At 66.2% G+C, this 26,008-nt stretch carries 19 protein-coding genes; 12 read left to right on the top strand and 7 right to left on the bottom strand.

Going from position 1 to position 26,008, the window contains the following annotated elements; genetic code table 11:
- Positions 1-2: 2 nt before the first annotated feature.
- The 7 genes from rpsR (at position 3) to PYV00_RS05730 (ending at position 8,563) form a co-directional block, all read left to right on the top strand.
- On the top strand, positions 3-227 hold the full coding sequence (gene rpsR / locus PYV00_RS05760; protein ID WP_275227320.1) for a 30S ribosomal protein S18: 225 nt from the start codon (positions 3-5) through the stop codon (positions 225-227).
- A gap of 14 nt (positions 228-241) precedes the next feature.
- Positions 242-838, top strand: coding sequence for a 50S ribosomal protein L9 (gene rplI, locus PYV00_RS05755; RefSeq protein ID WP_275227319.1), 597 nt, complete (start codon positions 242-244; stop codon positions 836-838).
- 252 nt (positions 839-1,090) lie between these two features.
- Positions 1,091-1,690: an RNA polymerase sigma factor gene (locus tag PYV00_RS05750; RefSeq protein ID WP_275227318.1), complete on the top strand. Its 600-nt coding sequence runs from the start codon at positions 1,091-1,093 to the stop codon at positions 1,688-1,690.
- Positions 1,668-2,705, top strand: a complete 1,038-nt coding sequence (locus PYV00_RS05745) for a FecR family protein (protein ID WP_275227317.1) — start codon at positions 1,668-1,670, stop codon at positions 2,703-2,705. The genes PYV00_RS05750 and PYV00_RS05745 overlap by 23 nt, the downstream gene beginning before the upstream one ends.
- Positions 2,706-2,834: 129 nt before the next feature.
- Positions 2,835-5,912 (top strand): TonB-dependent receptor domain-containing protein, encoded by a 3,078-nt coding sequence (locus PYV00_RS05740; RefSeq protein ID WP_275227316.1) that lies wholly within the window; start codon positions 2,835-2,837, stop codon positions 5,910-5,912.
- Positions 5,913-5,926: 14 nt separating this feature from the next.
- Complete coding sequence (locus PYV00_RS05735; RefSeq protein ID WP_275227315.1) at positions 5,927-6,874, top strand: glycerophosphodiester phosphodiesterase; 948 nt, start codon at positions 5,927-5,929, stop codon at positions 6,872-6,874.
- 114 nt (positions 6,875-6,988) lie between these two features.
- On the top strand, positions 6,989-8,563 hold the full coding sequence (locus tag PYV00_RS05730) for an alkaline phosphatase D family protein (RefSeq protein ID WP_275227314.1): 1,575 nt from the start codon (positions 6,989-6,991) through the stop codon (positions 8,561-8,563).
- Positions 8,564-8,605: 42 nt separating this feature from the next.
- Here the strand turns inward: PYV00_RS05730 and PYV00_RS05725 are convergent, their stop codons facing one another.
- From PYV00_RS05725 to PYV00_RS05715, 3 genes are all read right to left on the bottom strand, one after another.
- Positions 8,606-9,019, bottom strand: coding sequence for a hypothetical protein (locus tag PYV00_RS05725; protein WP_275227313.1), 414 nt, complete (start codon positions 9,017-9,019; stop codon positions 8,606-8,608).
- Positions 9,019-10,257: a molybdopterin-dependent oxidoreductase gene (locus tag PYV00_RS05720; RefSeq protein ID WP_275227312.1), complete on the bottom strand. Its 1,239-nt coding sequence runs from the start codon at positions 10,255-10,257 to the stop codon at positions 9,019-9,021. Before PYV00_RS05720 ends, PYV00_RS05725 begins: the two co-directional genes overlap by 1 nt.
- A gap of 101 nt (positions 10,258-10,358) precedes the next feature.
- Positions 10,359-11,417 (bottom strand): YeiH family protein, encoded by a 1,059-nt coding sequence (locus tag PYV00_RS05715; RefSeq protein WP_275227311.1) that lies wholly within the window; start codon positions 11,415-11,417, stop codon positions 10,359-10,361.
- A gap of 74 nt (positions 11,418-11,491) precedes the next feature.
- On the opposite strand from PYV00_RS05715, the gene PYV00_RS05710 reads away from it, so the two are divergent.
- Together PYV00_RS05710 and PYV00_RS05705 are read left to right on the top strand one after the other, a co-directional pair.
- Complete coding sequence (locus PYV00_RS05710; protein ID WP_275227310.1) at positions 11,492-12,361, top strand: LysR substrate-binding domain-containing protein; 870 nt, start codon at positions 11,492-11,494, stop codon at positions 12,359-12,361.
- A gap of 247 nt (positions 12,362-12,608) precedes the next feature.
- Positions 12,609-13,439, top strand: a complete 831-nt coding sequence (locus tag PYV00_RS05705) for an alpha/beta fold hydrolase (protein ID WP_275227309.1) — start codon at positions 12,609-12,611, stop codon at positions 13,437-13,439.
- 112 nt (positions 13,440-13,551) lie between these two features.
- On the opposite strand, the gene PYV00_RS05700 is transcribed toward PYV00_RS05705, so the two are convergent.
- Together PYV00_RS05700 and PYV00_RS05695 are read right to left on the bottom strand one after the other, a co-directional pair.
- On the bottom strand, positions 13,552-16,386 hold the full coding sequence (locus tag PYV00_RS05700) for a M14 family metallopeptidase (RefSeq protein ID WP_275227308.1): 2,835 nt from the start codon (positions 16,384-16,386) through the stop codon (positions 13,552-13,554).
- A gap of 111 nt (positions 16,387-16,497) precedes the next feature.
- Positions 16,498-19,419: a TonB-dependent receptor domain-containing protein gene (locus PYV00_RS05695; RefSeq protein WP_275227307.1), complete on the bottom strand. Its 2,922-nt coding sequence runs from the start codon at positions 19,417-19,419 to the stop codon at positions 16,498-16,500.
- 502 nt (positions 19,420-19,921) lie between these two features.
- Here PYV00_RS05695 and PYV00_RS05690 point away from each other — a divergent pair.
- From PYV00_RS05690 to PYV00_RS05680, 3 genes are all read left to right on the top strand, one after another.
- Complete coding sequence (locus PYV00_RS05690) at positions 19,922-20,587, top strand: response regulator (RefSeq protein WP_275227306.1); 666 nt, start codon at positions 19,922-19,924, stop codon at positions 20,585-20,587.
- 37 nt (positions 20,588-20,624) lie between these two features.
- Positions 20,625-22,109 carry a sensor histidine kinase gene (locus tag PYV00_RS05685; RefSeq protein ID WP_275227305.1) on the top strand — a complete coding sequence of 495 codons (1,485 nt, stop codon included), beginning with the start codon at positions 20,625-20,627 and terminating at the stop codon, positions 22,107-22,109.
- Between the two features lie 132 nt (positions 22,110-22,241).
- Positions 22,242-23,546: a dicarboxylate/amino acid:cation symporter gene (locus PYV00_RS05680; protein WP_275227304.1), complete on the top strand. Its 1,305-nt coding sequence runs from the start codon at positions 22,242-22,244 to the stop codon at positions 23,544-23,546.
- 13 nt (positions 23,547-23,559) lie between these two features.
- Here PYV00_RS05680 and PYV00_RS05675 read toward each other — a convergent pair whose 3' ends face one another.
- Together PYV00_RS05675 and PYV00_RS24350 are read right to left on the bottom strand one after the other, a co-directional pair.
- Positions 23,560-24,003, bottom strand: a complete 444-nt coding sequence (locus PYV00_RS05675; RefSeq protein ID WP_275227303.1) for an Lrp/AsnC family transcriptional regulator — start codon at positions 24,001-24,003, stop codon at positions 23,560-23,562.
- Between the two features lies 1 nt (position 24,004).
- Complete coding sequence (locus PYV00_RS24350; RefSeq protein WP_342803799.1) at positions 24,005-25,915, bottom strand: isoaspartyl peptidase/L-asparaginase; 1,911 nt, start codon at positions 25,913-25,915, stop codon at positions 24,005-24,007.
- Positions 25,916-26,008: the final 93 nt, after the last annotated feature.

Genomic DNA, 26,008 nt, shown 5'->3' with positions numbered 1-26,008 from the left:
CCATGGCCCGTGCATTCTTCCGCCGCCGCAAGTCCTGCCCGTTTTCGGGCAAGAACGCGCCGCAGATCGATTACAAGGACGTGCGTCTGCTGCAGGGCTTCATGTCCGAGCGCGGCAAGATCGTTCCCAGCCGCATCACGGCCGTTTCGGCCAAGAAGCAGCGTGAGCTGAGCCAGGCGATCAAGCGCGCCCGGCACATCGGCCTGCTGCCCTACATCGTCAAGTAAGGGAGGCTAGCCCCATGGACATCATCCTCCTCGAACGCATCGAGAAGCTCGGCGCCATCGGCGACGTCGTTTCCGTCAAGGACGGCTACGCGCGCAACTATCTGCTGCCGAACAAGAAGGCGCTACGCGCCAACGAAACCAACAAGAAGGTCTTCGAGGCCAACCGCTCCCGGATCGAGGCCGACAACGCCGAACGCCGCAGCGATGCCGAAAAGCACTCGCAGAACGTCGATGGCAAGCAGGTCGTCCTGATCCGCGCCTCGTCGAACTCGGGCCAGCTTTACGGCTCGGTTTCGGTGCGCGACATCGTCGATGCGCTCAATGCCGACGGCGCGGGCGTCGCCAAGCACATGATCGTGCTGGAACGCCCGATCAAGACGATCGGCGTGTTCGACGTGCGCGTGAACCTGCACCCGGAAGTCTCGGTGAACGTCAAGGTCAACGTCGCCCGCTCGCCCGACGAGGCGGACCTGCAGTCGCAGGGTGTCGACGTCATGGCCGCAATGTTCGAACAGGATACCGCCGGCTTCGTCGAAGCGTTCGATCCCAATGCCGAGCCCGGCACGATCGCCGCCGACGACGAGGAAGCGGAAGGCGAAGCGCAAGCCTGAGCTTCGCTTCCCCCAACCCGGGAAATTCAGGCCCTCGCTTCCTCGGGAAGCGGGGGCCTTTCCGTTTGCGCTTGTCTCTTTTGTCCACCGGGCCGGGGCAAGGCTGAACGGGAGCCGAAATCGGGCCGGAGGAAGCTCCCCCTGACGGCTGACCGTCATGAGCCTGTCACGAGGATTGTCTTTGGCGGCGCCACCTCATCCGCCCGCGATTCGGCGGGCGGCCACCCCCGGGAACCTGAACGGCTGCGTCGAATGGACGATGAGAGCGACATAATCGCCGCCTGGATCGCCAGGGAGATCGTCCCGCACGAAGGGCGCATCCGCAACTGGCTGTCGCGCCGCTGGCACCATGTGATCGACATCGAGGATGTGATCCAGGAGGCCTATTGCCGCATCGCCAGCCTGGCCTCGGTCGATCACATCGACAATCCCGCCGGCTATTTCCACCGGACGGTCAACGCCGTGGCGACCGACATGATGCGCCGTGCCGGCATTATTAATTTCACTTCGATGACCCAAATCGAATGGTCGAACGTCATAGATGGTAAACCCTCCGCCGATCGGGCGCTGGAGGCGTGCCAGGAGCTCGAACGGGTGGACGGGCTGCTGGCCAGACTGTCCGATACCTACCGCAAGGTGATCGAACTGCGACGCATTGAAGGCCTTTCGCGCAAGGAAACCGCCGAACGCCTGGGAGTGAGCGAGAACGACGTGAAGAATTACCTGGTGCGCGGCCTGCGCAAGATCATGCAGACAATGGCGGAGCAGGACGCGCGCATGGATGGTGACGACGACGAACGAGAGGCGAATGACAAGAAGGTGGAAGTGATTGGCACGCACCGGCCCCGCTAACAGCATCAACGATCAGGCTGCCAGGTGGGCGGTGGAAGCGGCGCATGGGGAGATGACGCCCGCGAACCGCGCCGAACTGGAAGCTTGGCTGGCGGCGGACAGGCGCCATCGCGGGGCCTTCGCGCGCGCGCGCGCGTGGCTGCGCGCGACGGAAGAGGCCGTGATCGAGGCGCATTCGCCGCCGGCTTCGCCAAGGCCCGCGTCCCCGGCGCCCGCTTCGGACAACGACAACGGCCATGGGCAGGAGGCAGTCGAGCCGGCCCCCTTGCGCGGGGGCCTGTTCCGCTGGAGCGCAAGGGCCGTTGCCACCGGCGCCGCGCTGACCGTGTCGGTAGCGGCGCTGGTGGCGATGGGCGTGCCGGTGCTGGCCCCCTTCCGGCAGAGCGAACTGGCCGCCGCCGAGCAGGTGGTGCAGCTCAAGGACGGCTCTGTCGCCACGCTGCGCGAAGACGCGCAGATCCAGGTCGTGCTGTCGGACAATATCCGCCGGATCAAGCTGCTGCGCGGCGAAGCCACCTTCAAGGTCGCCAAGGACAAGGCCCGGCCCTTCGTCGTGCAATCGGGCGACGTCTATGCGCAGGCGACCGGCACGGTCTATTCGGTCCGGCGCGTGGGCCTGACCGGCGGCATGGTGAAAGTGCGCGAAGGCAGCGTGCTGGTCTGGCCGCATGACGAGCGCGACCAGGCGGTCCTGCTGCACGCGGGCGGCACGGTGACGCTCGATCCGGGGCCGAACCGGGGCGGGCCCGAACCCACGGCCTCCACCGCGCCGCGCTTGCCACCGCCCGAACTGGCGCAGATCTCGCTCGACAACGTGCCGATCCGATCGGCCGTCGTCCGCTTCAACCGGGTCAACAGCACCAAGATCATCATTGCCGACCCGGAGATCGGCAACATCAGGATCATCGGCTTGTACCGGGCCAATAATCCCGAACAGTTCGCCCAGGCCGCCGCCGCAATATCGGGTGGCCATATCTCCCGCGAAAACGGCACTATTGTAATAAAAATGAAATAGAATTGCCGCTGAACATTAATTTTTTTGCTTTGATCCGAAAGTGGATTTGCCCCGTCAATATGTTCGAAGACATCGAACACAGGGGTAATCCGAATGCATTCTTCCTTCTCGCGACTGTCTGCTTCCGTGATGGCCGTCGCGGTGGCCACCTGCCTTCCCGCCGTGGCGCAAGCGCAAATGCGCAACTTCGCGATTCCCGCGCAGGCCGCATCGAGCGGGGTGCGCGAATTCGCGCGGCAAGCCGGGATCCAGGTCACTCTCGCGGGGCGCGATGGCCAGGGACGCACGACCAACGCGGTCCAGGGCAACCAGGACGTGCGCGAAGCGCTGGACCGGCTGCTGGCGGGAACCGGGCTGACCGTGCGCTCCTTCGACGGGCAAGTGGCCATTCTCGGCGCGAACGCGGCGCCCGAGGAGGAGAACGTTGCCGAAACCATCACCGTCACCGGATCGCGCATTGCCCGGCCCGAACTGGAATCGGCCATGCCGATCGGCATCGTCAGCATGGAAAGCGCGATGAAGGCGGGCAACACCTCCGCTTACGAAACCATCCTGCGCGACGTGGCCGTGGGGCCCGGCAACGGCCCCTACAACAGCGCGCCCGAAGGCCAGTATGACGGCGGCATGGCCACGATCGAGCTGCGCAACATGGGCGTCAGCCGTTCGCTGACGCTGGTCGACGGCCGGCGCCGGGTGTCCGGCGCGGCTTCGTCGTCCGCCGTCGATATCAACATGATCCCGTCCGGCATGATCGAACGCATCGAGATCGTCACCGGCGGCGCCGCCGCGATCTATGGCGCGGACGCGGTGACGGGCGCGGCCAACATCATCACCCGCACCAATTTCGAAGGGCTGGACATCTCCGCGACGACCGGCACCACCCAGCATGGCGGCGGCAGCAAGTCGCAAGTCTCGCTCGTCGCCGGCACGAAGTTTGCGGACGATCGCGGCTCGATCACGATCGGCGGCACCTGGATGAAGAACGATCCGATCTACTTCTACCAGCGTTTCTCCAAGGATACTCTGGTCAGCTACCAGACCAATCCCGCCAGCACCGGCCCCAAGGACGGCATCCCCGACCGGACGATCCGGTATCACATGACGAACATGTACCTGCAGCCCAACGCCAACATCTATGTCGGCGGCAAGACCTATCTGCTGGCGCCCGATGGCTCGGCCTATCTGGGGCAATACGCCAATGGCTGCATCTCGGGTTGCGGCACCTCGCGCGATGGCGGTGACGGCGGCTTTCCGCAAAGCCAGTACTGGAGCGACTTCCTGATCGCGCCGATCGAAAGCTATGCCTTCATCGGCCGCTTCGATTACAAGCTGGCCGATTGGGTCAGCTACAACTTCCGCGTCGATTACGGCCGCTCGAAATACGATGCCTATCGCCGCCCCTATCGCGACGATGACCGCCTGACCTGGCTGAACGGCGCGGGCGGCGCCACCGCCTATCTCGACAATCCCTACCTGCCCGATTCCTTTCGCCAGATCATGGTCGGCAATGGCCTGACATCCACTCCGGTCCGCCGCAGCTATGAGAACTTCGGCCAGATGACCGACTATAGCGACCGCCAGAGCCTGACGGTCAGCACCGGCGTCAATGGCCAGTTGCCCGGCGGGTTCGAATGGGAAGCCTTCTGGCAATATGGCCGCAGCACCAACGATATCCACGCGGACAACGTACCGATCGCATCGCGGCTGATTGCCGCGCGCGATGTCATCGCCGATCCCGTCACCGGCCAGCCCGTCTGCCGCGATCAGGCGGCCCGGGCGATCGGCTGCGTGCCGTTCAACATCTTCAGCGAAGACCCGCTGACCGCCGAGCAGCGCGGCTGGATGATGGCGACACGGCGCAAGCACCGCGAGCAGACCCAGACGATCTATGGCGCCAGCATCAACGGCAGCCCGTTCTCGCTGCCCGCCGGCGACATCCAGGCCGTCGTCGGCTTCGAGCATCGCCGCGAAGCGATCCACAACGTGGACGACAACGGCGCCGCGCCGCCGGAAAAGGAATTGTCGCACCTCGGCACCTGGGCGCCTTACGAGCCCGAGCTGCGCGCGTCGAACGACGTGTCGGAAGTCTATGGCGAGCTGGTGGTACCGGTGCTGCGCGATCTGCCCTTCGTCCACCGGCTGACGCTGGAAGGCGCCTATCGCTATTCGGACTACAGCGATTTCGCCTCGACCAACACCTGGAAGGCCGGCGGCACCTGGATGCCGTTCTCGCAATTGACGTTGCGGGTCGTGCGATCACGCAGCGTGCGCGTGCCCAACTTCGGCGAGCGCTATTCCTCGCGCGCGGTCCAGGAAATCGGCGTGCGCGATGCCTGCCTGCAGACGACCTACAACGCCAACCCCACGCGCGAGGCGAACTGCGCGGCGCTGATGAAACAGCTGGGCGTCGCCACGCCTTATCTGCCCAGCGAGATCGGCACCGGCTATGTCGTCACCGGCGGCAGCATGGACGTGACGCCCGAAACCTCGAACAGCCTGACCGCCGGCCTCGTCTGGCAGCCGCGCTTCCTGCCCGGCTTCGACCTGACGGTCGATTACTGGAACATCACGCTGGACAACATGATCGCCGCGATCGCCCAGCAGGACATCCTGAACCTGTGCGTGGACCTGCCCACCACCGAAAACCAGTTCTGCGACCGGATCGAGCGCGATTCCAGAGGCTATGCCGAAGGCGTCGACACCAGCTACATGAACGTGTCCGAATCCGAGGCCAAGGGCATCGACATCGGCGCGAACTACCGTTCGAACCTTGGGGCGGGCCGCATCAACCTGGCCTTGCGCGCGACTTATCTGCTGAAGTTCGAGACCACGACCCTGCCGGGCGTGGACACCAGCCGGATCATCTATGACGGCGGCTACCAGAACCCGCGCATCCGGGCCAACCTGTTCGCCAGCTATGACATCGGCGATTGGGACATCGGGCTGAACACGCGCTTCTGGGGCAGCGCCGTCAACTACACCAACGTGTCGGACGAGGCTTACGAGAAGAACGACCTGCCCGCCAGGATCTACAACGACCTGAACGTGGGCTGGCACATGAACGAGAACGTCACGCTTCGCATCGGTATCAACAACCTGTTCGATGTCCAGCCGCCTTACCGGCCGCGGACGTATTACCAGGGCGGTGGCGGCGTCTATGACGTCTATGGCCGCTACTTCTTCGGCAACGTCAACTTCAAGTTCTGAGGAAGGGCCGCGTCATGAGGAAAATCACGCAATCACGCGCCTGCCGCCGTCATCTGACGGCGGGGCTGGCGGCGGCGGCCGCGCTGCTGGCCGCCGGCCACGGCTTCGCCCGGGACGATGCCGGCGCGGGCCAAGCCGCGCCGGCCGCTCCGCCGATCATGGTCATCGCCCATCGCGGCGGCGCGATGGTGCGCCCGGAAAACACCATGCCCGCCTTCCGCCACGCCGCCGATCTCCACGCCGAATACCTGGAATTCGACATGGAGATGACCGCCGATGACCGGGTCGTCATTCATCACGACGCGAACATCAACCCGGACTTCTGCACGCCCGATGCCGGATCGGGCTTGGTCCCCGGCCCGATCCGCGCGCTGACTTTCGCGCAGACGCAGAAGTTCGATTGCGGATCGGGCGCGCGGCCGGCCTATGCCGGAGCACGCCATGTTGCCGTTCCGGGCGCGCGCATCCCCACGCTGGACGAAGTGCTGCGCACATTCCGGGGCAGCGACGCGCGGTTCTTCGCCGAAACCAAGATTCCCAGGGGCGCGGACATCGACCCGGTCAAGTTCGCCACGCTGATCGACGCGGCCGTGCGCGAACATGGGCTGGAGGACAGGCTTGTCCTGCAATCCTTCGACTTCCGCACGATCGATGCGCTGCACGCGATCAACCCGCGCATCCGCACGTGCCTGCTGGGCGTGCCGCAGCAGACCCGCGACTACCTTGCCATGCTGCGCCAGCACCATGCCACGTGCATCGTGCTCGACCATGACGAGATCGATGCGGCCGGCGTGCGCCGGTTGCGCGCGGCCGGCGTGCTGGTGTTTTCCGGCGTGGCCGACAAGCCGGAAGACTGGCGCGCATATGCCGATCGCGGCGTCGATGCCATCTTCACCAACGATCCCGAGGGGCTGATCGGCTTCCTCAGGCAAGCGGGCCTGCGGGCCGGAACGCAGGACTGACGCCGTCCCCCTCCTGCCTTTGGCCGGTCATGCGCGGGTGGCACAGCCTTTTCCGCGCAGGGCCGGCCACGGCGCTCCCTTTCCCATTTCCCACGCATGGACAGGTGCAGGAACATGAAACCGATCATTCGCATGGATCGCCGCGATCTCATCAAGGCCGCCGGCGGCATCGCCTTGCTGGCGGGCTTTGCCCGCACGCCGCTGTTCGCGCAGGCGCTGGGCGCCAATCCGTTCACCCTGGGAGTCGCGGCCGGCGACCCCTGGCCCGATGGCTTCGTGATCTGGACCCGGCTGGCGCCGCGCCCGCTTGAGGAACATGGCGGGATGCCCACCGCGCATGTGCCGGTGCGCTGGGAAGTGGCCGAGGATGAAGGCTTCGCGCGTGTCGTCCGCAAGGGCGAAACGATGGCCCTGCCCGAACTGGCCCATTCGGTGCACGTCGAGGTCGAAGGGCTGCAGCCGCATCGCCCCTACTGGTACCGCTTCGCCGTCGCCGGCTCGGACGTCAGCCCGGTCGGCATGGCCCGCACCGCCCCGGCCCGCGATGCCCTGGCGCAGCGGCTGCGCATCGGCGTGGCCGGCTGCCAGCATTACGAGATGGGCTTCTACGACGCCTGGGCGCATCTGGCCGACGAGCCCGACCTCGACCTGATCTTCCACTATGGCGACTATATCTACGAAGGCGCCGGCACCCCGCCGGGACAGGCCGCCGCCACCTGGACGCCAGTGCGCCAGCATATCGGCAACGAGATCTACAGCATCGAGGATTACCGCCGGCGCTACGCCCAGTACAAGAGCGATCCGGCCTTGCAGGCGGCCCATGCGGCTTGCGCTTTCGCCGCCTCGTTCGACGATCACGAGATCGACAACAACTGGGCCGGCGATTTCGACCAGGACGGCACCAGCCCGGCGATCTTCGCCCTGCGCCGCTATGCGGGCCTGCAGGCGTGGTACGAACATATGCCGGTGCGCAAGGCGCAGTTCCCCACGACCGGCGGGCTGACCGCCTATCGCCGCCTCGATTATGGCCGGCTGCTGCGCACCCATGTGCTCGACACGCGTTCCTACCGATCTGACCAGCCGTGCAACGACGGCAAGATCACGCCTTGTCCCACGCAGGCGCACAACGCGCCCGAGATGCTGGGCAAGGCGCAGGAAGCGTGGCTGGACGCCGGGCTGGGCAACCAGGCGACATGGAACCTGCTGGCCCAGCAGGTCATCGTCATGCCGGTGGACTTCCGCGCCAGCGACGCGGCCGAAGCCCGCTTCGCCACCGACCTGTGGGACGGATACCGCCCGGCGCGCGCGCGGCTGATCGAATCGATCCGCAAGCACGACCTGACGAACGTGATCATCGCCACGGGCGACCATCACCGCCACCTCGTCGGCTCGGTGCCCGAAAGCGACGATCGACCGGACGGCCGCAAGGTCGCGGTCGAATTCCAGGCCGCCTCGATCACCTCGAACGGCAACGGCAAGGGCGAAGCCGGGCTGGAGCACATGATGCGCAACAACCCGCACTTCGCCCTTTATACCGACCGGCGCGGCTACCAGCTGTTCGACATCACCGCGAAAGAGTGGACCACCTCGGTCAAGGTGATGGACCAGGTGGAAAAGCCGGGCGGCAAGATCACGACACTGGCCAAGTACGCGGTGACACCGGACGCGCCCGTGCTCCACCACGCCTGACGGCCGACGGAGCCGGTGGCGGCGCCCCGCCGCCGGCTCCGATCAGTCGGCCACGGGCCGCGCCGCAAGATACTGGGTGATCGGCGCAATATCCTGCTCGGCGATCGGCGCGTGATAGACATCGCGCATCTTCAGCACGATCTCCTGCCACTTTTCGGCCGGGAACGCTGGCTGCGTCAGCACCATGCTGGGCGAATGGCAGGCCGAGCAGCGGGCGTTCACCAGATCGGCATTCGGCCCGTCGGGATAAGTCGCATCGTCCGCCGGCAAGTCCATCGTCGCCGAAGTCAGCGTGAAACCGTTGGCGCTGACGCTGCTGGGCGGCGGGCCTGCGGACACGGGCGGGGGCGGCGCGGGCTTGCGCGATCCGGGTGGCCCGACCACGATCAGCACGAATGCGGCAATGCCGATCAGCCCGGCGGCGAGCGGCGCGAAGCCCTGCGTCCGACCCGCCATCACCGCGTCGCCAGGATGGTGGTGACTTCGACATTGGCGCGCATGAAGCCGCTGGGGTTCCACACCGGCGCCATCGGCTGCGTCACGCCCGCGGTGCTGGTGCATCGCGCCATCAGCCGGATCCGCCCCGGCCGGGCCAGCGGCACCCGCGCATCCCAGCGGCGGAAGCTGTACTTGCCGTGATCGGGCCCCAGCGTGGCCGGCCGCCAAGAGTGCCCGCCATCGCTGGAGACATCAACGCGCGCCACGCCATGATCACCGCCCATCGCGATGCCGCCCAGCGGGATCGACGGCTCGAACGCGATTTCCTGGCCTTCGCCCAGGCTCGTCACCCAGCTGCGCGGCACCATCGCGCCGATCGGCACGGTGGGAAAACCCTTGGCGCCGGGCACCACGTTCGCGCCGGGGGTGGTGGGGATCTTGTAGGCTTTCTCCATCCAGTACCGGTCGTCAGGCGCGGCCAGCACCTCGATATCGTTCAGCATCTTGACCCAATAAGTCGAATACCAGCCCGGCACCACCAGCCGCAGCGGAAAGCCGTTCAGCATCGGCAACTGCTCCCCGTTCATGGCGAAGGCCAGCATCACCTCGCCATCGCGGGCATGTTCGATGACCAGCGATTTCTCGAAATCCGGCGCTCCGGCGACCAGCGGCTGATCGAGCCCGCCGAAACGGACCGCCACCGCATCGCCCCGCACCCCGGCCAGATCGAGGACATGGCGCAGGCTGACGCCAAGCCAGCGGGCATTGCCCATCGCGCCGTGCGCCCATTGCGCGCCGGGCACGCGCGGCTGGAACAGTCCGCGCGAATTGCCCGAGCATTGGTTGACCGCCGCGATCTCGACACGCGGCATGTGCAGCAACTGCGCCAGGCTGATCGAGATCGGCTGCCGCACCGCGCCGCGCACGGTCAGGCGGAAGCTTTCGACATCGATCGAGGTGGGCATGTCGGCCCAGTGCCAGCGCACGAAGAACTGGTCGGCCGGCGTGAACACGTCGCGATCGAACACGCTGAACGGCGTTTCCAGCAAGGGCGGGCGCACCCGCTGCACGATCATCTCCCCCTTGCCGGGAAAGCCCGACGCCAGTGGCCGCCGGGAAGGGCCGCCGGGCAAGCGCAAGTCGGCCAGCGCCTGCGCCAGCACCGGCGTGGCCAGCGCGCCCGCGCCCACCGCGGCGGCCTTCAGCAACCGCCGGCGACTGACGGCCAGCGCGGCCCGTTCGTCCAGATAGTCCATCGTCGTCTCGGTCCCCGTATCGCTCGTCTTTCCGTGCCGCCGGTCTTCGCCCCGTTTTCCGGCCCGGCCGCGCGCGGCCCGCCGATGGAGCGGACGCGGCGTCAGGCCAGGCCCATCATCCGCAGCGTCGCCAGCGCCATCGCGCCCAGGATGGCCAGCGAAGCCGTGACGACGAACACCACGCGCGGCCCGGCGGCCGAAACGCTGCGCAGATCAACGCCCAGACCAAGACCCGCCATCGCCAGCACTGTCAACAGCCCGCTCAGGACATGCGCCGGCGCGGCCACCATGCGGGGCAGCAGCCCGAGCGAATTGACCGCCGCCAACGCCAGGAAGGCCAGGATGAATGGTGGCATCAAGCGCAGGATCGAATGATGCGCGGCCGTGGGCTGCTCGCTGGCCCGGTGCCGCGCGCGCAGCAGCGACAGGCCAGTGACGAGCGGCCCCAGCATCAGCACGCGCACCAGCTTGACCAGCGTGCCCGCCTGCACCGCCGTGGCGCCCAGCGGGCCGGCCGCGGCGATGACTTGCGGCACGGCATAGACCGTCAGCCCCGCCAGGATGCCGCCCGCCAGCGGCGTCAGGTGCAAGGCATAGGCGACGAAGGGAAGCGCGATGACCACGACGATGCCGAGCACGGCGGTGAAGGCGATCGAGGTCGCCACGTCATCGCTTTTGGCATCGATCACCGGCGCGACGGCCGCGATCGCCGAATTGCCGCAGATCGCGTTGCCGCAGGCCACCAGCAGCGCCATCTTGCCCGGCAACCCGACCATGCGCCCGATCAGGAAGCTGGCGATGATCGCCCCGATCACGGTGGCGACGATCGAGGCAATCAGGGGCAACCCGGCCGCCGCGATCGCGCCGAAGCTGATCGTCGCGCCCATCATCGCCACCGCCAGTTCCAGCATGGTCTTGGCCGCGCAATGGATGCCGGGGGCAAAGGCGCGCGACGGTGCCCGCACCGTGCGGATGATCGCCCCCAGCAGGATGGCGATGACCAGCGCTTCCAGCCAGGGCTTGCCCACCAGCGCGATCTCCAGCCGCTCCAGCACAAGCGCCGCCGCCGCGACAGCCCCGCTGAGCGCCAGACCGGGAACCAGCGAGCGCGGCAGCAGCCTGTCGGGAAGCAACGACGGAGAGGCAAGCTGAGCTTTCATCGCTTCAACTTCAGCTTTCCATCACAGAAATCCAATCGATTGATTTTGGAGATAGAATAAGGAATATCTATGGTATGACGCTCGAACAGCTGCGCATCTTCGCGATGGTCGCCCAAACGCTGAGCATGACACGCGCGGCCGAGCGGCTGCACTTGTCCCAGCCGGCGGTCAGCGCGGCGATCGCCGCGCTGGAGCAGCGCCATGCCACGCATCTGTTCGACCGGGTCGGCCGGCGGCTGGAACTGACCGAGGCCGGACGCCTGTTCCTGCCCGAAGCGCGCACCGTGCTGGCCCGGGCGGACGAAGCCTGCCGGGTGCTCGATGAGCTGGGCGGCCTGATGCGCGGCGAAGTGCGGATCGCCGCCAGCCAGACGGTGGCGACATACTGGCTGCCGCGCCGCATGGCGCGCTTCGCCGCGACCGCGCCGCATGTCAGGCTGCACCTGTTTGTCGGCAACACCGCGCAAAGTGCCGCGCGCGTGCTGCAAGGCGAAGCGGACATCGGCTTCGTCGAGGGCGAGGTGGACGAGGCGCTCCTGTCCCGGCAAGTGGTCGACCACGATCGGATCGGGCTTTATGCCGCCCACGATCACCCGCTGGCCGGCCGGCCGCTGACGCGCGTGGACCTGGAAGCGGCGCAATGGGTCATGCGCGAGCCGGGATCGGGCACGCGCGACCATGTCACGGCCGGGCTGGTCGAATCCGGCCTGGCGATCGAGCATCTCCAGATCCTGCTGGAACTGCCGTCAAACGGCGCGGCGCTGGAAGCGGTCGAGGGCAGCCAACTCGTCACCGCCGTGTCGGAGCTGGCCGCCGCCGCGCGCGTCGGCGTCGGGCTGATCCGCCCGCTGGAATGGCCGCTGCCCCCGCGCGAGTTCACAATGCTGCTGCATCGCGCCCGCCGGCCCAGCCGCGCCACGGCCGCGTTTCAGGCCTCGCTGTAAACGCCGGTTCGGCGCCCCACCACCGCTCGAACATCGTGGCTGCGGGCCATGGCGAAAGCCGCTATGATGGGCCGGTCTTGCGGCTTTCCCCGACCCGCTGCACGGAGCCCTGCCATGATCGCGGCTTTCCCCTTGCCCGCCACTCGGTTCCGCCGCTCGGTGTCCGCCACCCGGCATGCCGCGCCAGCGGTGATCCGCCCTCGCCTTTTCACGCCCCCCACCCTGCGCAACCAAAGGATGCAGTGACATGCCCACGATCACGACGAATGACGGCACCGAGATCTATTACAAGGACTGGGGGCCCAGCGACGCCCGGCCGATCGTGTTCCATCACGGCTGGCCGCTTACGGGCGACGACTGGGACAACCAGATGATGTTCTTCCTGCTGCACGGCTATCGCGTGATCGCGCATGACCGGCGCGGGCACGGCCGCTCGACCCAGACCTGGACGGGCAACGAGATGGACACTTACGCCGCCGACGTCGCGACGCTGACCGACCGGCTCGACCTGAAGGATGCCGTCCACATCGGCCATTCGACCGGCGGCGGCGAAGTGGCGCGCTATGTCGCGCGCGCGAAACCGGGACGCGTCGCCAAGGCGGTGCTGATCGGCGCGGTGCCGCCGATCATGGTCCAGTCCGATGCGAATCCCGGCGGCCTGCCGATCGCGGTGTTCGACGGCTTTCGCGCCGCGCTGGTCGCCAACCGGGCGCAGTTCTTCCGCGATGTCCCTTCCGGGCCATTCTACGGCTATAACCGGCCGGGGGCGCAAGTCAGCCAGGGCGTGATCGAGAACTGGTGGCGGCAAGGCATGATGGGCGGCGCCAAGCCGCATTACGACTGCATCAAGGCCTTTTCCGAAACGGACTTCACCGATGACCTGAAAGCGATCGCGGTCCCTACCCTGGTCATGCATGGCGATGACGACCAGATCGTGCCTTACGCCGATTCGGCGCCGCTATCGGCGCGGCTGCTCAAGAACGGCACGCTCAAGACCTATCAGGGTCTGCCGCACGGAATGTGCACCACGCATCCCGAGGTGATCAATCCCGATCTGCTTGCCTTCATCGAGGGCTGACCGGCGAAGATCGCTATGCGGAACGGGGATGTGAGCCGCGCCCCCGCCGACACCGGCGGGGAAACGCGGTGGGGGGAGGGAGCGGCTCGTCCGACCGCTCCCTCCCCGGCCCTTACTCGGCGCGTTGTGGGGCAGTGGCGCCAGTCGTCAGGGCCGCGGTCTGTCCTTTCATGCTGGGCCCGTAGAAGAGCCCGTTGAACAGGAACTTGAACGTCGGATAAGGCTGGCCGCGCTGCGTCACTTCCGGGGCGAGCAGCAGGACGTGGCCCTTGCCGAGCGAGGCATCGACGATCGTCGCCTTGCCATTCAGCAGCTTCTGGCCCCAGGCCCAGCCCGAAACCAGCGGATCGTCATTGTAGAACCCGCCGACCTTGCGCACCGCGGGGCTATCGCCCGCGCCGGAGAAGACCGGGTTGTTGTTGTAGAAGATGTTCACCGTTTCCGGCACGCCATAAGCGAGCGGATCGCTCGGATTGACCCGCGTGGTAAGGATCGAGCCGGGCACGTAGAACTTGGTCGAAGGCAGCGGCGTCGCCTTGCCGTCGGGGCCGGTGGGGTTGAGCACGTTCGTGACCGGCAGGCCCAGATCGACGCCCAGCTGCGCGGCATTGCCGACCGCGATCACGGTGCCGCCCGCCTTGGCGAAAGCGGCGATCTGCGGATAGCTCTTGTCCTTGGTGATCGTGCCCAGGCGCGCGCGGAACTCGGCCGGGATGTCCGCCGCGGCCGGCTGCCCGCGGCCACCGCCTTCGCGGCCCAGCACGTCGCTCTGGAAGACCAGCACGTCGTACTTCTTTTCGAGCCCGCCCTTGTCCAGCTCCTGCGGGAACACGAGCGTATAGGGGAACTCGAAATTCTCGAAGATCCAGCGCGTCCAGCCCGACGCCATCGAGCCGCCGTAGAGATCGACCAGGCCGATGCGGACCGGCTTGACCGCCATCGTGTCGCCGGCCGGCTTCGCCCCCACCGCATAGGCATCGATGCCGAGCGGGCCGACGCTTTGCGCGACGATCGCCTGCGCCTTGGCCGATGCCGGAATCCACAGCGCGCCCGGCGCCATCGTCTGGTCGCCGACGCTGGCCTGGTCCTTCAGCCAGAACACCGGCAGCCCGGCCTTCAGCAGACGGTTCGACAGGATGAAGCTGTTGTTGGTCGCGTGGCTGACGACATAGCCGGCCGATCCGTCACCGATCACGCGGCCCGCGGGAGGCGCGTCCATCACGTCGGACACTTGCGGGAACGGCTGGGGCGCGCCGTCGAGCATCCGGTCGAACTTCACGTTCATCTGAAGCGCGAGGGTGTAGCCGGTGATGTCATAAGGCTTGATCGGCGGGCCGCCCGGATAGGAGAAATCGTGCGGGTGGTCCTGCGGCTCGAACATGTCGAGCACGTGCGGACGGAACGCCTGGTCGGTGCGTACCACGAAGGAGCCCGCCGGATAGGATTTCCCGCCGAAGCTGAACGGCGCCGGTGCGCGTTCCACCTCGACGCCGGTCTTGATCAGGGCGTTCAGGAACTTGACCGTGGTGGGCATGTCCGGCTGGCTGTCGGCCGGCAGGATATAGGCGCGCGGCATACGCTTCGCCGGGTCCTGCAGCACGCTGGTGTAAAGGCTGGAGGGAACCGGCCGGGCGCCGCGACCGACGACCGTGGGGCCAGTGGTTTCCGGCCCCTTGTCGCCGCCGGCCATCTTGTCGGCCGCTTCGCGCACGGCTTCCAGCCCCTTGGGCGTGATCACCCAGCTGTCCTGGCTGCCCTTCTCGATCTGGTTGCGGCCCATGACGTAGCGATTGTACAGCACCACCTCGCGATAGCGCGACGCGTAGTCGAGGATCGCGCGGCTCATTTCCTTCACGTAGTCGATCGACTGCTGGAAGTGCCACTTCTGCGGTGCGATCGGCAGCACCTCGTCCTGGCGCGGCAGCGCCTTGTCGAGCACGAGGGGGATCTCCATCGGCGTGGGATTGCCGATGATCTCGGTCAGGATGCCGATCTGGTTGTGGAAATAGCCGATCGTGCGGATGCCGCCGTTGAACCAGGTGGAATACGGCGCGCCCGAACGCATCACCGAGCCGCCCTTGCCCTGGCTGACCAGGCGCGCGTGCATCATCTCGCCGACGACATCGGTCTGGTTGATGACGAGCGGCTCGTTGTTGAAGTTGTAGGGATCGCGGAACGGCGGGATGAACACCACCGCGCCTTCAGGGCCGGTCTGGTGCTGGTTGTAGAGGATCTGCGGGAACCATTCGCGATAGCCCGCGCGGTTCATGTTGGTGGTTTCGGGCTGGGTGGAGGCAAAGCTGTCGCGGTTGTCGTCGTGGCCGATATACTTCTGGTAAAGCACCGGGATCGAATCGGTCTTGCGCTTCTGCGGATCGGTCGGCCGCATGTACCAGTTGGCCACCAGTTCCAGACCGTCCGGGTTGGCGAAGACGAACAGCATGATGTCGTCGTTCAGCAGCCGCAGCGTTTCGGGATCATTCTTGGTCAGCATTTCGTGAATGATCTGGATATGGGTCTGCGCGTTGACGATTTCGGTCGCGTGCAGGCCCGCGTCGATCCAGACGACGGCCTTGCCTTCACGGGCCAGCGCGTGCGCCTGATCGTCGGTCAGCCCCTTGGCCAGCGCCAGCTTCTGCGAAATCTGCCGGTAATGCTCAAGATTCTTGATGTTCTCGGGCGATGACACGATCGCCATGTACTGCTCGCGGCCTTCCGCGGTCTTGCCGATGCTGATCAGCTTCATCCGGTCGCTCTCGGTGGCGATCTTCTGCAGCCAGGCCGAGATCTGCGTGTAGTTGGCCAGGAAGTAATCGCTGCCGGGCTTGGCCGGAAGCATCGCCTCGGGCGCCGTGACGGGCGCGCTGGTGGCAGGAGCGAGCTGGGCCTGGGCGGGCGTGATCGCAAAGGCGGCAAGTATCGTGGTAGTCAGCAGAAAACCGCGCATTTCTGTTCCCCTTCAGTGGGCCACGACCGTGGCCGGCAAGCTTCAGGTGTCCCGCCAACGCGGCGGGACACCCTTATTCAACTTCATTCATTCGCAGTCGTTATCCGGGGATCAGCCTCCCAGATCGAACCGGAGACCGATCCTGAAGGTGCGGCCCAGATAGTCGTAGAGCGAGCGGTTGGTGCCCGGATCGGGGCTCGACGTGTCGGACGGACCCGCGCCGACCAGGGCCGGATCCTTGTTGAACAGGTTGTTGATCTGCAGGTACAGATCGCCGTTCACACCGCCCAGCCCGAACTTGTGCGACAGATAGGCGTCGACATAGAAGGCGCCGGGCAAGTGGTTGTCCGAGATCGTCCGGTTGATGCTGGTCGACGCCGGGCAGCCCGAGGTGCATTCAACGTAATTGTTGTTGAACACGCCGCCGCTGAAGCCGCGGCCGGTAAGCTGCATCGTGAAGTCATCCACCACGTAGTTGGCCGTGACGCGATACTTCCAGGTCGGCAGCGAGCCGGTGTTCTGGCCGACGATGTCGGTCGGCGCCTGGGTGCCGTTGTCGGTGATCCGGTCGATCGCGCGGTTGGCCAGGCCCCGGATGCTGAGCGTGCCAGGCAGGTTTTCCGAAATCCGATCCAGCGGCGTCTGGTAGCTGACTTCGAAGTCCAGACCTTTCGCGCGCAGGCCGACATAGTTGTACTGGACGGTATAGACCCAGAAATCGGCAAAGCCGGGCACGGGGCCGGTGGTCCGGTTCCAGCCGTCGCCATAGGCATAGCGCGGCGCGGCCAGGTTGTCGGGCATGGACAGCGCGATCTGCTGGCAGAGGTCCTCGTTCCCTTCGAAGCAGCGATCGACGATCTGCTGCGCGCTCAGCGAATCGATCGCGCCCTTGATCTTGATGTCATAGAAGTCGACCGACAGGCCGAAGCCCGGCACGAAGGAAGGCCGGTAGACGACACCCAGGCTCCAGGTATCGGCCTTTTCGGGCTTCAGGTTGAGGTTGCCCTGCGGCACGCCGCGATAGCGGGCATTGGCGCCCGACCACGGATTGAGCAGCGCGTTGGTGTTGCCGCCGCCGGCCACGAACAGTTCCGAAAGGTTAGGCGCGCGGATATCCTTGGACCGCACCACGCGCACGCGCAGATCGCTGATCGGGCTCCAGGTGAAGCCGGTCTTCCAGGTCACCACTTCGCCGGCGAGCTGATAGCTGGTCAGACGCGCGGCGCCGTTGAACTCGACGTTCAGCGGCAGCGAGACCAGGGTTTCGACATAGCCTTCGTTGACGTTGTAGTGGCCCACCGTGTCGGCGAAGTTGCCGCTGTACCAACCGCTCTTGGCGAATTCGGGCGTATAGCCGGAGACTGCCTCGCGCCGGTGCTCGAAGCCGAAGGCCAGCCCGATCGGCTTGAGCCAGGGATTGTCGATCTCGGTGCTGAAGTTGATCGCGCCGACATCCTGCTGCAGCCGCTGCTTCGTCCAGGGATTGCCCATGACGTAATCGAGGGCGTCCTGCGAGTTCACGCCGATGCCGAAGCGATTGTAGGGCACGCAGCCATCGGCCAGCGGATCGGTGCTGCCGTTGCGCGTGACGCGGCAGACGATCTGGCTATGATCATCGTTCCACACCGCGTCCTGCGCGTAGCTGAGCTTCACGCGGTTGGCCGAGATCAGCGAGATGCGGTTCTTGGCGATGCCCTTCTGGTAATAGGCATCCCATTTCCAGTTGGTCTTCAGCAGGTTGAAGTTGCCTTCGGCGCCCACGACGTAGCGATAGACCTGGCGCAGGTTGTCACTCTCGCGCGTGGGATAGTCCGCATTGTACGAACCCATCGAGAACGAGGTGGTGCCGGGCGCGCGCGTGCCGCAGGCCAGCGAGGGATACTGGGCCAGCAGCGCCGTCGGGATGAAGGCGTTGTCGCAGGCGATCGGGATATTGCCGCGATCGGTCTGGCGGCCGCCCCAGTTCAGGCCATAGCTGCGGTTGTACGAGAATTCGCCGTAGACATTGACGTTGTCGAAGATGTCATAGCTCAGGCGGCCATAGATGCCGCGCATCCGTTCGGCCGGCTGCAGCGAGGTGCCGTCGATATGCTGGTTGACCTTCCAGTCACCGCCGATCGTCCATTCGCCGTTGCCCGCCGGATTGTAGTTGTCGCCATAGTCGTAGTGGTTGAGCGTACCGCCCTCGCCGAAATAGACGCCCCGGGCCGGGCCGTTCACGATGATGCCGCCCCCGGTCACCACGTTCAGGCCGGCATAGTTGGCGGGCATGTACTGCGGCTGCCCGTTGCCCGGCACGTAAGCCGGATTCTGCGTCAGGTAGCGGCCCTTGTCCGCCCATTCGCGCGGCACGCCGTTGATGCCGTCGCGCTGGATGATCGTGCCGTTGAGCAGGAAATGGCCGCGTCCGCCGCCGAACTTCATGCCCGCCGTCAACGTCGCGCGGTAGGTGTTGTCATCGCCATAGGTGGTCTCGCCATAGCTGAGATCGCCCTTGATGCCGGTGTAGTCGCGGTCGAGGATGTAGTTGACGACGCCGGCGACGGCGTCCGAGCCATAGACCGACGAAGCGCCGCCGGTGACGATTTCGATGCTCTTGATCAGGCCCTGCGGCACCAGGTTGGTGTCCACCGCGCCGTCCATCGTGGAGGCGACCGTGCGGTGCCCGTCGATCAGGACCAGCGTGCGGCCGCTGCCCAGGTTGCGCATGCTGACGGTGTTGAGGCCCGCCGCGCCGCTGGTCAGGCCGCGCTGGTTGTTGGCCGGGGTGGAACTGCCCGAAATGGCCGGGAGCTGGTTGACGTAGTCGGCGACGTTGGCCGGGGCCGATGCCTGAAGATCCTGCGTGCTGACGACCGTGATCGGCGTCGGCGTGTCATAGCCGTTGCGCACGATGCGCGAGCCGGTGACGGTGATTTCACCGGCCGGTTCGGCCGCGCCATCGGCCGCCACGGACTCTTCGGCCGGCGCGGGCGCTTCCTGCGCATGGGCAGGTGCGATGACGGCGAACTGGATAGCCAGGGCAAGTGCCATGCTACTGCCACCAAGGAGGGATATCCGCTCGCTCGAGCGACTGGATCGACTAGGCTGAATGATTGACATCGAGTTCCCCTATTTTTGAACGTTAGTGCGGCGAATGACCGCACTGCCCCCCTCCCGACATCTCACGGTCCCGCTTATCAGGTATCTGCGGAGTGCCTTGTTGCGACCCGCGCGTGCCGACCGTTGAGAAGGCCAGCATATGGCTGCTTACCTGTCATGAAGCTGTCGCTGTTCCACGTATCCCGACGGGGCATCCTCCTTCGCCGCCGGGCGCGCGACGGCGCGACCCCGGCGGGGCGACTCGCGACGCCGCGATGCGAAAGGAATGCTTGACTCCTGATTCGCAATGCCCTGTCTTCTGGCCGACATGCTTGTGTGCCAACGTGCTCGATTCGAGGACGGGTCGGTAACGGTCCTTCGGTTTGCCAGAAATTCCAGAAACATAAGAAGATACAGGGATGAGGGATGCCGCAACCTCGATCGGGAGGGACAATTGCGGATCATGATTGTTGAAGATGACCGCCGTCTCGCACGTGGGATGGAAGTGTTGCTGAACGCCGCCGGTTTTGTCGTGGACATATTGTCATCGGGGGAGGAGGCCTTGCAGATCGCCGAAAGCGTGCCTTATTCCGCCATCGTGCTCGATCTTGGGCTGCCCGATCTGGACGGGCTGGAAGTGCTGCAACGGCTCAGGCGCCGCAGCGTCAACACCCCGATCCTGATTTCGACCGCGCGGGATTCGCTGGCCGATCGCGTCAACGGGCTGGACCAGGGTGCCGATGACTATCTGGCCAAGCCCTTTCACCTCAGGGAGCTGGAATCGCGCGTGCGGGCACTCGCGCGCCGGGGGCAGGGCACGCCCGATCCGGTGCTGAAGATCGGCGAGCTGACGTTTGATCGGCTGAGCCGCACCGCCTATCTCAACGATACCGCGATCGAGCTGCGCCGCCGCGAACTGGCCGTGCTGGAAACGCTGCTGAACCGTCCCGGCAAAGTCGTGACCAAGGAACGGCTGGCGGCCGAAGTGTTCAACTTCAACGATGCCGTGGCGCCCAATGCGCTGGAGGTCTACGTTGCCCGTCTTCGGCGCAAGCTTCTGCCAAATGGCCCCGTGATCCGCACGATCCGTGGCCTGGGCTACATGATCGACGCGAAGTGACCATCGGCGTGAGAGTCGGCGCAAACAGGTGAGAGGAATGTTCGGTTCGCTTCGCGCCCGCCTGACGGGCGCCGTCATGCTTCCGTTGGCCGCGCTGGTCGTGATCTTCGGCGGCATCGCCTGCTGGGTCATCGCCAAGACGATCAACGTGACTTCGGACCGGGTGCTGGTCGGATCGGTGCGGACACTCAGCGTCGCGCTCGATGCCGAGCCCGACATGCGGCCGCGTCTCGTCCCGCTCGCGGTCCATCTTCTGCAGCGGCGCTCGCAACCGGCGACGTTCTACAGCATCCATCACGGCGACAAGCTGGTCGCCGGTCTGCCCGCGCTCACCCCGCCGCCGGGCTATGACGCCACCGCCCCCAGGGCCGACCACCGCCAGCCCGCCGCCTTTCCCGATTCCTATCGCAAGACCAGGATGTACAGCGGCTATGGCGACCCGGACGACGCGAAGACCGTGATCCAGGCGGCCTATCTGCGGGACGGCAAGGTGGGCGGCAAGGCGGCGCGGATCGCCACCGAGATCCGGCTGATCGAGGGCGACAAATACCCCTTCGTCGTCCAGGTCGGCGATTATACCGACGATCGCAGCACTTATATATTCAGCCAGTCCTTGCAGGTCATCGGCGGCGGCGTGCTGATCCTGATGATCGCCATGCTGCTGTTCTACCAGGCGATCATCTGGGGGCTCAAGCCGTTCTCGGTCCTGACCGAGCAAGTCGAGGAAGCGCGGCGGGAGCCGCCGGCCCATTTCCGGCTGGTGCAGTCGCCCGATACCCCGCGCGAGGCGGTTTCGTTCATCCTGGCGTTCAACGCCCTGATGGAGCGGATGGAAAAGGCCGCCGAATCGCTGCGGCAGTTCACCACCAATGCCTCGCACCAGATGCGCACGCCGCTGGCGATCGCCCGCGTCCACCTGGGCCTGCTCGATCGCTTCGGGCCGAATTCGCCGCAGGGGCAGACCGCGCTGCAGGATATCTCCCACGCCATCCAGTCGCTCGAACGCCTGCTGCAGCAACTCATCTCGCTGGCGCGGACCGACGAGCAGGCGATCGACCCGACCATGTCGTTCGATCTCGCGGCCACCGCCGCCACCGTCCTGGGCGAGCGAATCGGCCATTTCTCCGAATTCGATATCGACGTGATCTACGAACAGGACGAGGATGGCGCGATCGCGGTGAAGGGCCATCCGCTGCTCGCCGCCGAACTGATCAGCAATCTGGTGGACAACGCGATCCGCTACAACCGGCCCGGTGGCTCGGTCGTCGTCCGGCTCGGCCGCCACGACGGCCGCGGCCGGATCGAGATCGAGGATGACGGCCCCGGGATTCCCGAGGAATACCGCGAACGGGTGTGGGAACGCTTCTATCGCGGCGTGGCCGAGAACGACCAGGTCGGCAGCGGGCTGGGCCTGTCGATCGTCAGCTCGCTGGCCGAGCGCATGGGCGCCAGGGTTTCGCTGAACAATGGCGCGAACGGTTGCGGCGTGTGTGCGACCGTCGAATTCCAGGAAGCCGCGTGACAGCTTTGCGACAGATATTTCTCTTAACCTGAGCAACAATCAAACAGAGCAAAGAATGCGAGGGCTCCGTGAACACCGTCAGGCGATTGGCCCCCAACAGCGGGTTCCGCGCGCGAAATCGATAGACCCGCCGTGTTTTCAACACTCACGTCGAACCGCTGGTCGGATCTGTCATCACACATTTCGGTGCTCGCCGGGTTCGCGGTGGGCGTTGGCGGAGGGCTGATCGTCAATCTCACGATCGGCCGCACCGCCTGGGTGGTCGGCTTCATGGCGAACGTCACCCGGCCGATCGAGAACCTGTTCCTGCGCCTGCTGTTCGTTCTCGTGCTGCCGCTGCTGTTCTCGGCACTGGTGACGAGCATCGCCGGGCTGCGTGACGTCAAGGCGTTCCGGCGGATGGGCGGGCTGATGCTCGGCTTCATCCTGGCCGCCTCGGCCCTGGCGACGCTGATCGGGCTGGCCACCGTCAACCTGTTCCAGCCCGGCGAGGGGATCGATCCGGTGACGGCCGAAGCCCTGCTCAATTCGGCGGGCAGAGCGGGCGACATCGTGGTCAGGGATACCCACCCGACGATCCTGGGAACCATCGTCCAGCTCGTGCCGGCCAACATCGTCTCGGCGGCATCGCAGAACAACCTGCTGGGCATCATCTTCTTCGCCCTGCTGTTCGGGGTCGGGCTGATGCTGGTCAGGACCGAAGGCAGCAAGCAGCTGCTGATGGTGATCGAAGGGCTGTTCGATGTCGGCGTGTGGCTGATCGGCATCGTCATCCGCCTTGCCCCCATCGCCGTCGCCTGCTTCATGTTCGATCTCACGGTGATGTTCGGCTGGACGCTGCTGGCGCATCTCAGCGCTTATGTCGGCACGGTGCTGCTCGCTTTCGCGCTGCACATCGGCATCGTCTTCTCCTCGTTCGTGTGGATCGTGGGCGGGATGCGGCCGCTGGTCTTCTTCAAGGCGGTGCAGGAAGCGGCCTTCATCGCCTTTTCCACCTCCTCGTCCAACGCCACGCTGCCCACCGCGCTTAAGGTGGCGCAGGAAAACCTGGGCGTGCCTTCGCAAGTGGCGCGCTTCGTGCTGGGCATCTGCACGGTCGCCAACCAGAACGGCACCGCCATCTATGCGGCGGTGACCATCCTGTTCCTGGCCCAGTTCTTCGGGGTCAACCTGGGCCCGACCCAGCAGTTGACCGTGTTCGCGATGTGTATGCTCAGCGGCATCGGCACGGTCGGCATCCCGGCCGGCGCCCTGCCCCTGGTCTCCGCCGCGCTCGGCATCATCGGCGTTCCCCCCGAAGGCATCGGCCTGGTCATCGGCGTCGATCGCCTGCTCGACATGTGCCGCACCAACCTCAACGTCGTCGGCGACCTTGCCATCGCCGTCGCCATCTCGCGCCAGGAAGACGTGCGGGCGACGGTCGTGGAAAACGCCTGACCGGCGGGCGCGGTCAACGCTCCAGCTTGGTGGCCAGGATCACGCTGGTGGTCGTGCGCTCGACCCCTTCGAGCAGGCCGATCTCGTCGATGACGTCGTTGAGCTGGCGCCCGTCCTCGGCCTCCAGCATGGCGATGACGTCATATTCGCCGCTGATCGCATGGATCGCCTGGACCAGGCTGATCCGTTCGAGCGCCGCTTCCACCTCGCGGTGGAAACGCGGCAGCGTCTTGATCATCATGTGCGCGCGGATGCGGCTTGCCGCGAAGGCTTCGCCAAGCCGCACGGTATAGCCCACCACGATCCCGCTCTCCTCCAGCCGGGCAAGGCGCGAGTAGAGCTGGCTGCGCGGGATGTTCAGCCCCTTGGCCAGCTGCGCGATCGGCTGGCGCGCGTCCTGCCGCAGCAGCGCCAGCAGCTGGTCATCGATATCGTCCAGCCTGCCGGTGGGTTGCAAATCAGTCCCTCGGTCGCTCGTCGGCATAGATCGCGGTTGCCGGGGCCTGGCCGGCGGCGATGTGGCCACGATACATGCCAAGGTCGTTGATGGCAAAGGCCGGAACGCCCTCCAGCCCCATGGCGATCAGGCCCCCGTCGCCGCCGATCGCGCCCACCGCCATGATCGTGTCCCGCGCGGCCTGCGCCAGCGGCTGTCCCAGGAAGGTGACGCGATCGCAGACCTGCCGGGCGGCGCTTTCGCGGATGAAGTATTCGCCCGATCCGGTGGCGGACACCGCGCATTGGCCGTTCTTCGCATAAGTGCCCGCGCCGATGATCGGGGAATCGCCCACCCGGCCCCAGCGCTTGCCGGTCATGCCGCCCGTGGAGGTGGCGGCGGCCAGATTGCCCTCCGCATCGAGCGCCACCGCGCCGACCGTGCCGAACAGGTGGGTGCGATCGAGCACCGCCTGATGATCCCGCTGCCATTCCTGCAATTGCCGCCAGCGGGCCTCCGTGCGGAACCATGCGGGATCGACCTGTTCAAGGCCCTGCTCCCTGGCGAAAGCATCCGCGCCCGCGCCCGTCAGCATCACGTGCGGGCTGTGATCCATCACGGCGCGCGCCGCGTCGATCGGGTGGCGCGTGCGGGTGATGCCCGCGACCGCGCCGGCCTTCATCGTACGCCCGTCCATGATCGCGGCATCCAGTTCGTTGCGCCCTTCCGCGGTGAACACCGCGCCGCGCCCGGCGTTGAACAGTGGATTGTCTTCCAGCACGTGGATCGCGGCCGCCACGGCATCGAGCGATGCCCCCCCCTTGTCGAGCACCGCCGCCCCGGCCCGCAGCGCTTCGTCAAGGCCGGCCCGATAGGCTTTCTCCTGCTCGGGCGTGAGCGAGCCGGGCGCGATCACGCCGGCGCCGCCATGGATGGCCAGCGACCACAGCGGCACTTCGACGGGCTGGCCATCGCGCACCGCATAGTTGCGCACGAAGGCCGGCCGCTCCACCGCGCCGTCGGGCAAATGGATGCGCGAGGACGCATCCACCCCGGTCACGCGGATATGATCCACCCTGAGCGGCCCCGGACGCGCCGGCAGACGCAGCGATGCGCCATTGACCAGCCAGGCGCTGCCCGCCGGATCGGTGGCATAAACGCGGCCGCTGCCATCGGCTTCCACCGCCAGCGCCGCGCTTTCATCCACCCCCAGCCCCAGCAGGGCCAGCGCATCGGCCGGCCGATCGGCCTGCGCCTTGGCAAGAAAGGCGAACAGCCGGCCCAGACGCTCACGCTCCTTGAAATGCGTGTCGGTGACGATGCCCTTTAGCGTGGCCAGGTGCAGGAAATCACCCTCGATGGTGTTGGCCGGGCCGAACGGATCGGCCAGCGCCTCGGGCGTGGTCAGGCTGCCGCCGTCCATGGCGCCGTAAAGCTTCTCGCCCAGCATGGCGAGGCCGGCGCTGGTGCCGCCAAGCGGCTTGCCGGCCGCGACATGGGCATCGAGCGCTTCGGCCACCGGCGTGCCCCGCCAGTAGCGGACATAGCGCGACTGGTCGCCGCCGGCGATGAAGATCCCGTCCGCCTTGCGCAAGGCCTTCAAGATCTTCGGGTCATAAGCCGCCTTGCGATCCTTGAACACGAAAGTCTCGGCCGAAAGGATACCGCCGATGTCCTTGTGGAACTCCTGGCCGATTTCCGGGCCGAGCGAGGCGCGCAGGATCACGATGTGGCCGTGTCCGGCATGGGCGAAGAACCATTTCATCGCGTCGATATTGCGATCGCCGCCACCCATCAGCAGCAATCCGCCAGAAACCGCTTCGGTGCGCGGGGCTTGCGTATCGCCCTCCACGAAATGGCGGTAGCCCCCCTTCGCCCAGGCGGGAGAAGCGGCCAGCCCCAGTGCCATGGCCAGCACGGCCAGCAGGGACATCCCCCTCTTGCGCGATGCACCTTGCCCCATCGTGTTCTCCTTGCGGTTGCGCCGGCCGCCGCGATTCCGGCGGGCTGTGACATTTTGTATACT

This window comes from Novosphingobium album (ex Liu et al. 2023) (assembly GCF_029076845.1).
Classification (GTDB): domain Bacteria; phylum Pseudomonadota; class Alphaproteobacteria; order Sphingomonadales; family Sphingomonadaceae; genus Novosphingobium.
The sequence above is the reverse complement of the archived record's forward strand: the minus strand, read 5'-3'. Positions and strand labels throughout refer to the sequence as shown.

Coding starts and splice junctions, on each gene's coding strand:
- rpsR (WP_275227320.1), top strand. CDS start 3: ATGGCCCGTGCATTCTTCCGCCGCCGCAAGTCCTGCCCGTTTTCGGGC.
- rplI (WP_275227319.1), top strand. CDS start 242: ATGGACATCATCCTCCTCGAACGCATCGAGAAGCTCGGCGCCATCGGC.
- PYV00_RS05750 (WP_275227318.1), top strand. CDS start 1,091: ATGGACGATGAGAGCGACATAATCGCCGCCTGGATCGCCAGGGAGATC.
- PYV00_RS05740 (WP_275227316.1), top strand. CDS start 2,835: ATGGCCGTCGCGGTGGCCACCTGCCTTCCCGCCGTGGCGCAAGCGCAA.
- PYV00_RS05735 (WP_275227315.1), top strand. CDS start 5,927: ATGAGGAAAATCACGCAATCACGCGCCTGCCGCCGTCATCTGACGGCG.
- PYV00_RS05730 (WP_275227314.1), top strand. CDS start 6,989: ATGAAACCGATCATTCGCATGGATCGCCGCGATCTCATCAAGGCCGCC.
- PYV00_RS05725 (WP_275227313.1), bottom strand. CDS start 9,019: ATGGCGGGTCGGACGCAGGGCTTCGCGCCGCTCGCCGCCGGGCTGATC.
- PYV00_RS05720 (WP_275227312.1), bottom strand. CDS start 10,257: ATGGACTATCTGGACGAACGGGCCGCGCTGGCCGTCAGTCGCCGGCGG.
- PYV00_RS05715 (WP_275227311.1), bottom strand. CDS start 11,417: ATGAAAGCTCAGCTTGCCTCTCCGTCGTTGCTTCCCGACAGGCTGCTG.
- PYV00_RS05710 (WP_275227310.1), top strand. CDS start 11,492: ATGACGCTCGAACAGCTGCGCATCTTCGCGATGGTCGCCCAAACGCTG.
- PYV00_RS05705 (WP_275227309.1), top strand. CDS start 12,609: ATGCCCACGATCACGACGAATGACGGCACCGAGATCTATTACAAGGAC.
- PYV00_RS05700 (WP_275227308.1), bottom strand. CDS start 16,386: ATGCGCGGTTTTCTGCTGACTACCACGATACTTGCCGCCTTTGCGATC.
- PYV00_RS05695 (WP_275227307.1), bottom strand. CDS start 19,419: ATGGCACTTGCCCTGGCTATCCAGTTCGCCGTCATCGCACCTGCCCAT.
- PYV00_RS05685 (WP_275227305.1), top strand. CDS start 20,625: ATGTTCGGTTCGCTTCGCGCCCGCCTGACGGGCGCCGTCATGCTTCCG.
- PYV00_RS24350 (WP_342803799.1), bottom strand. CDS start 25,915: ATGTCCCTGCTGGCCGTGCTGGCCATGGCACTGGGGCTGGCCGCTTCT.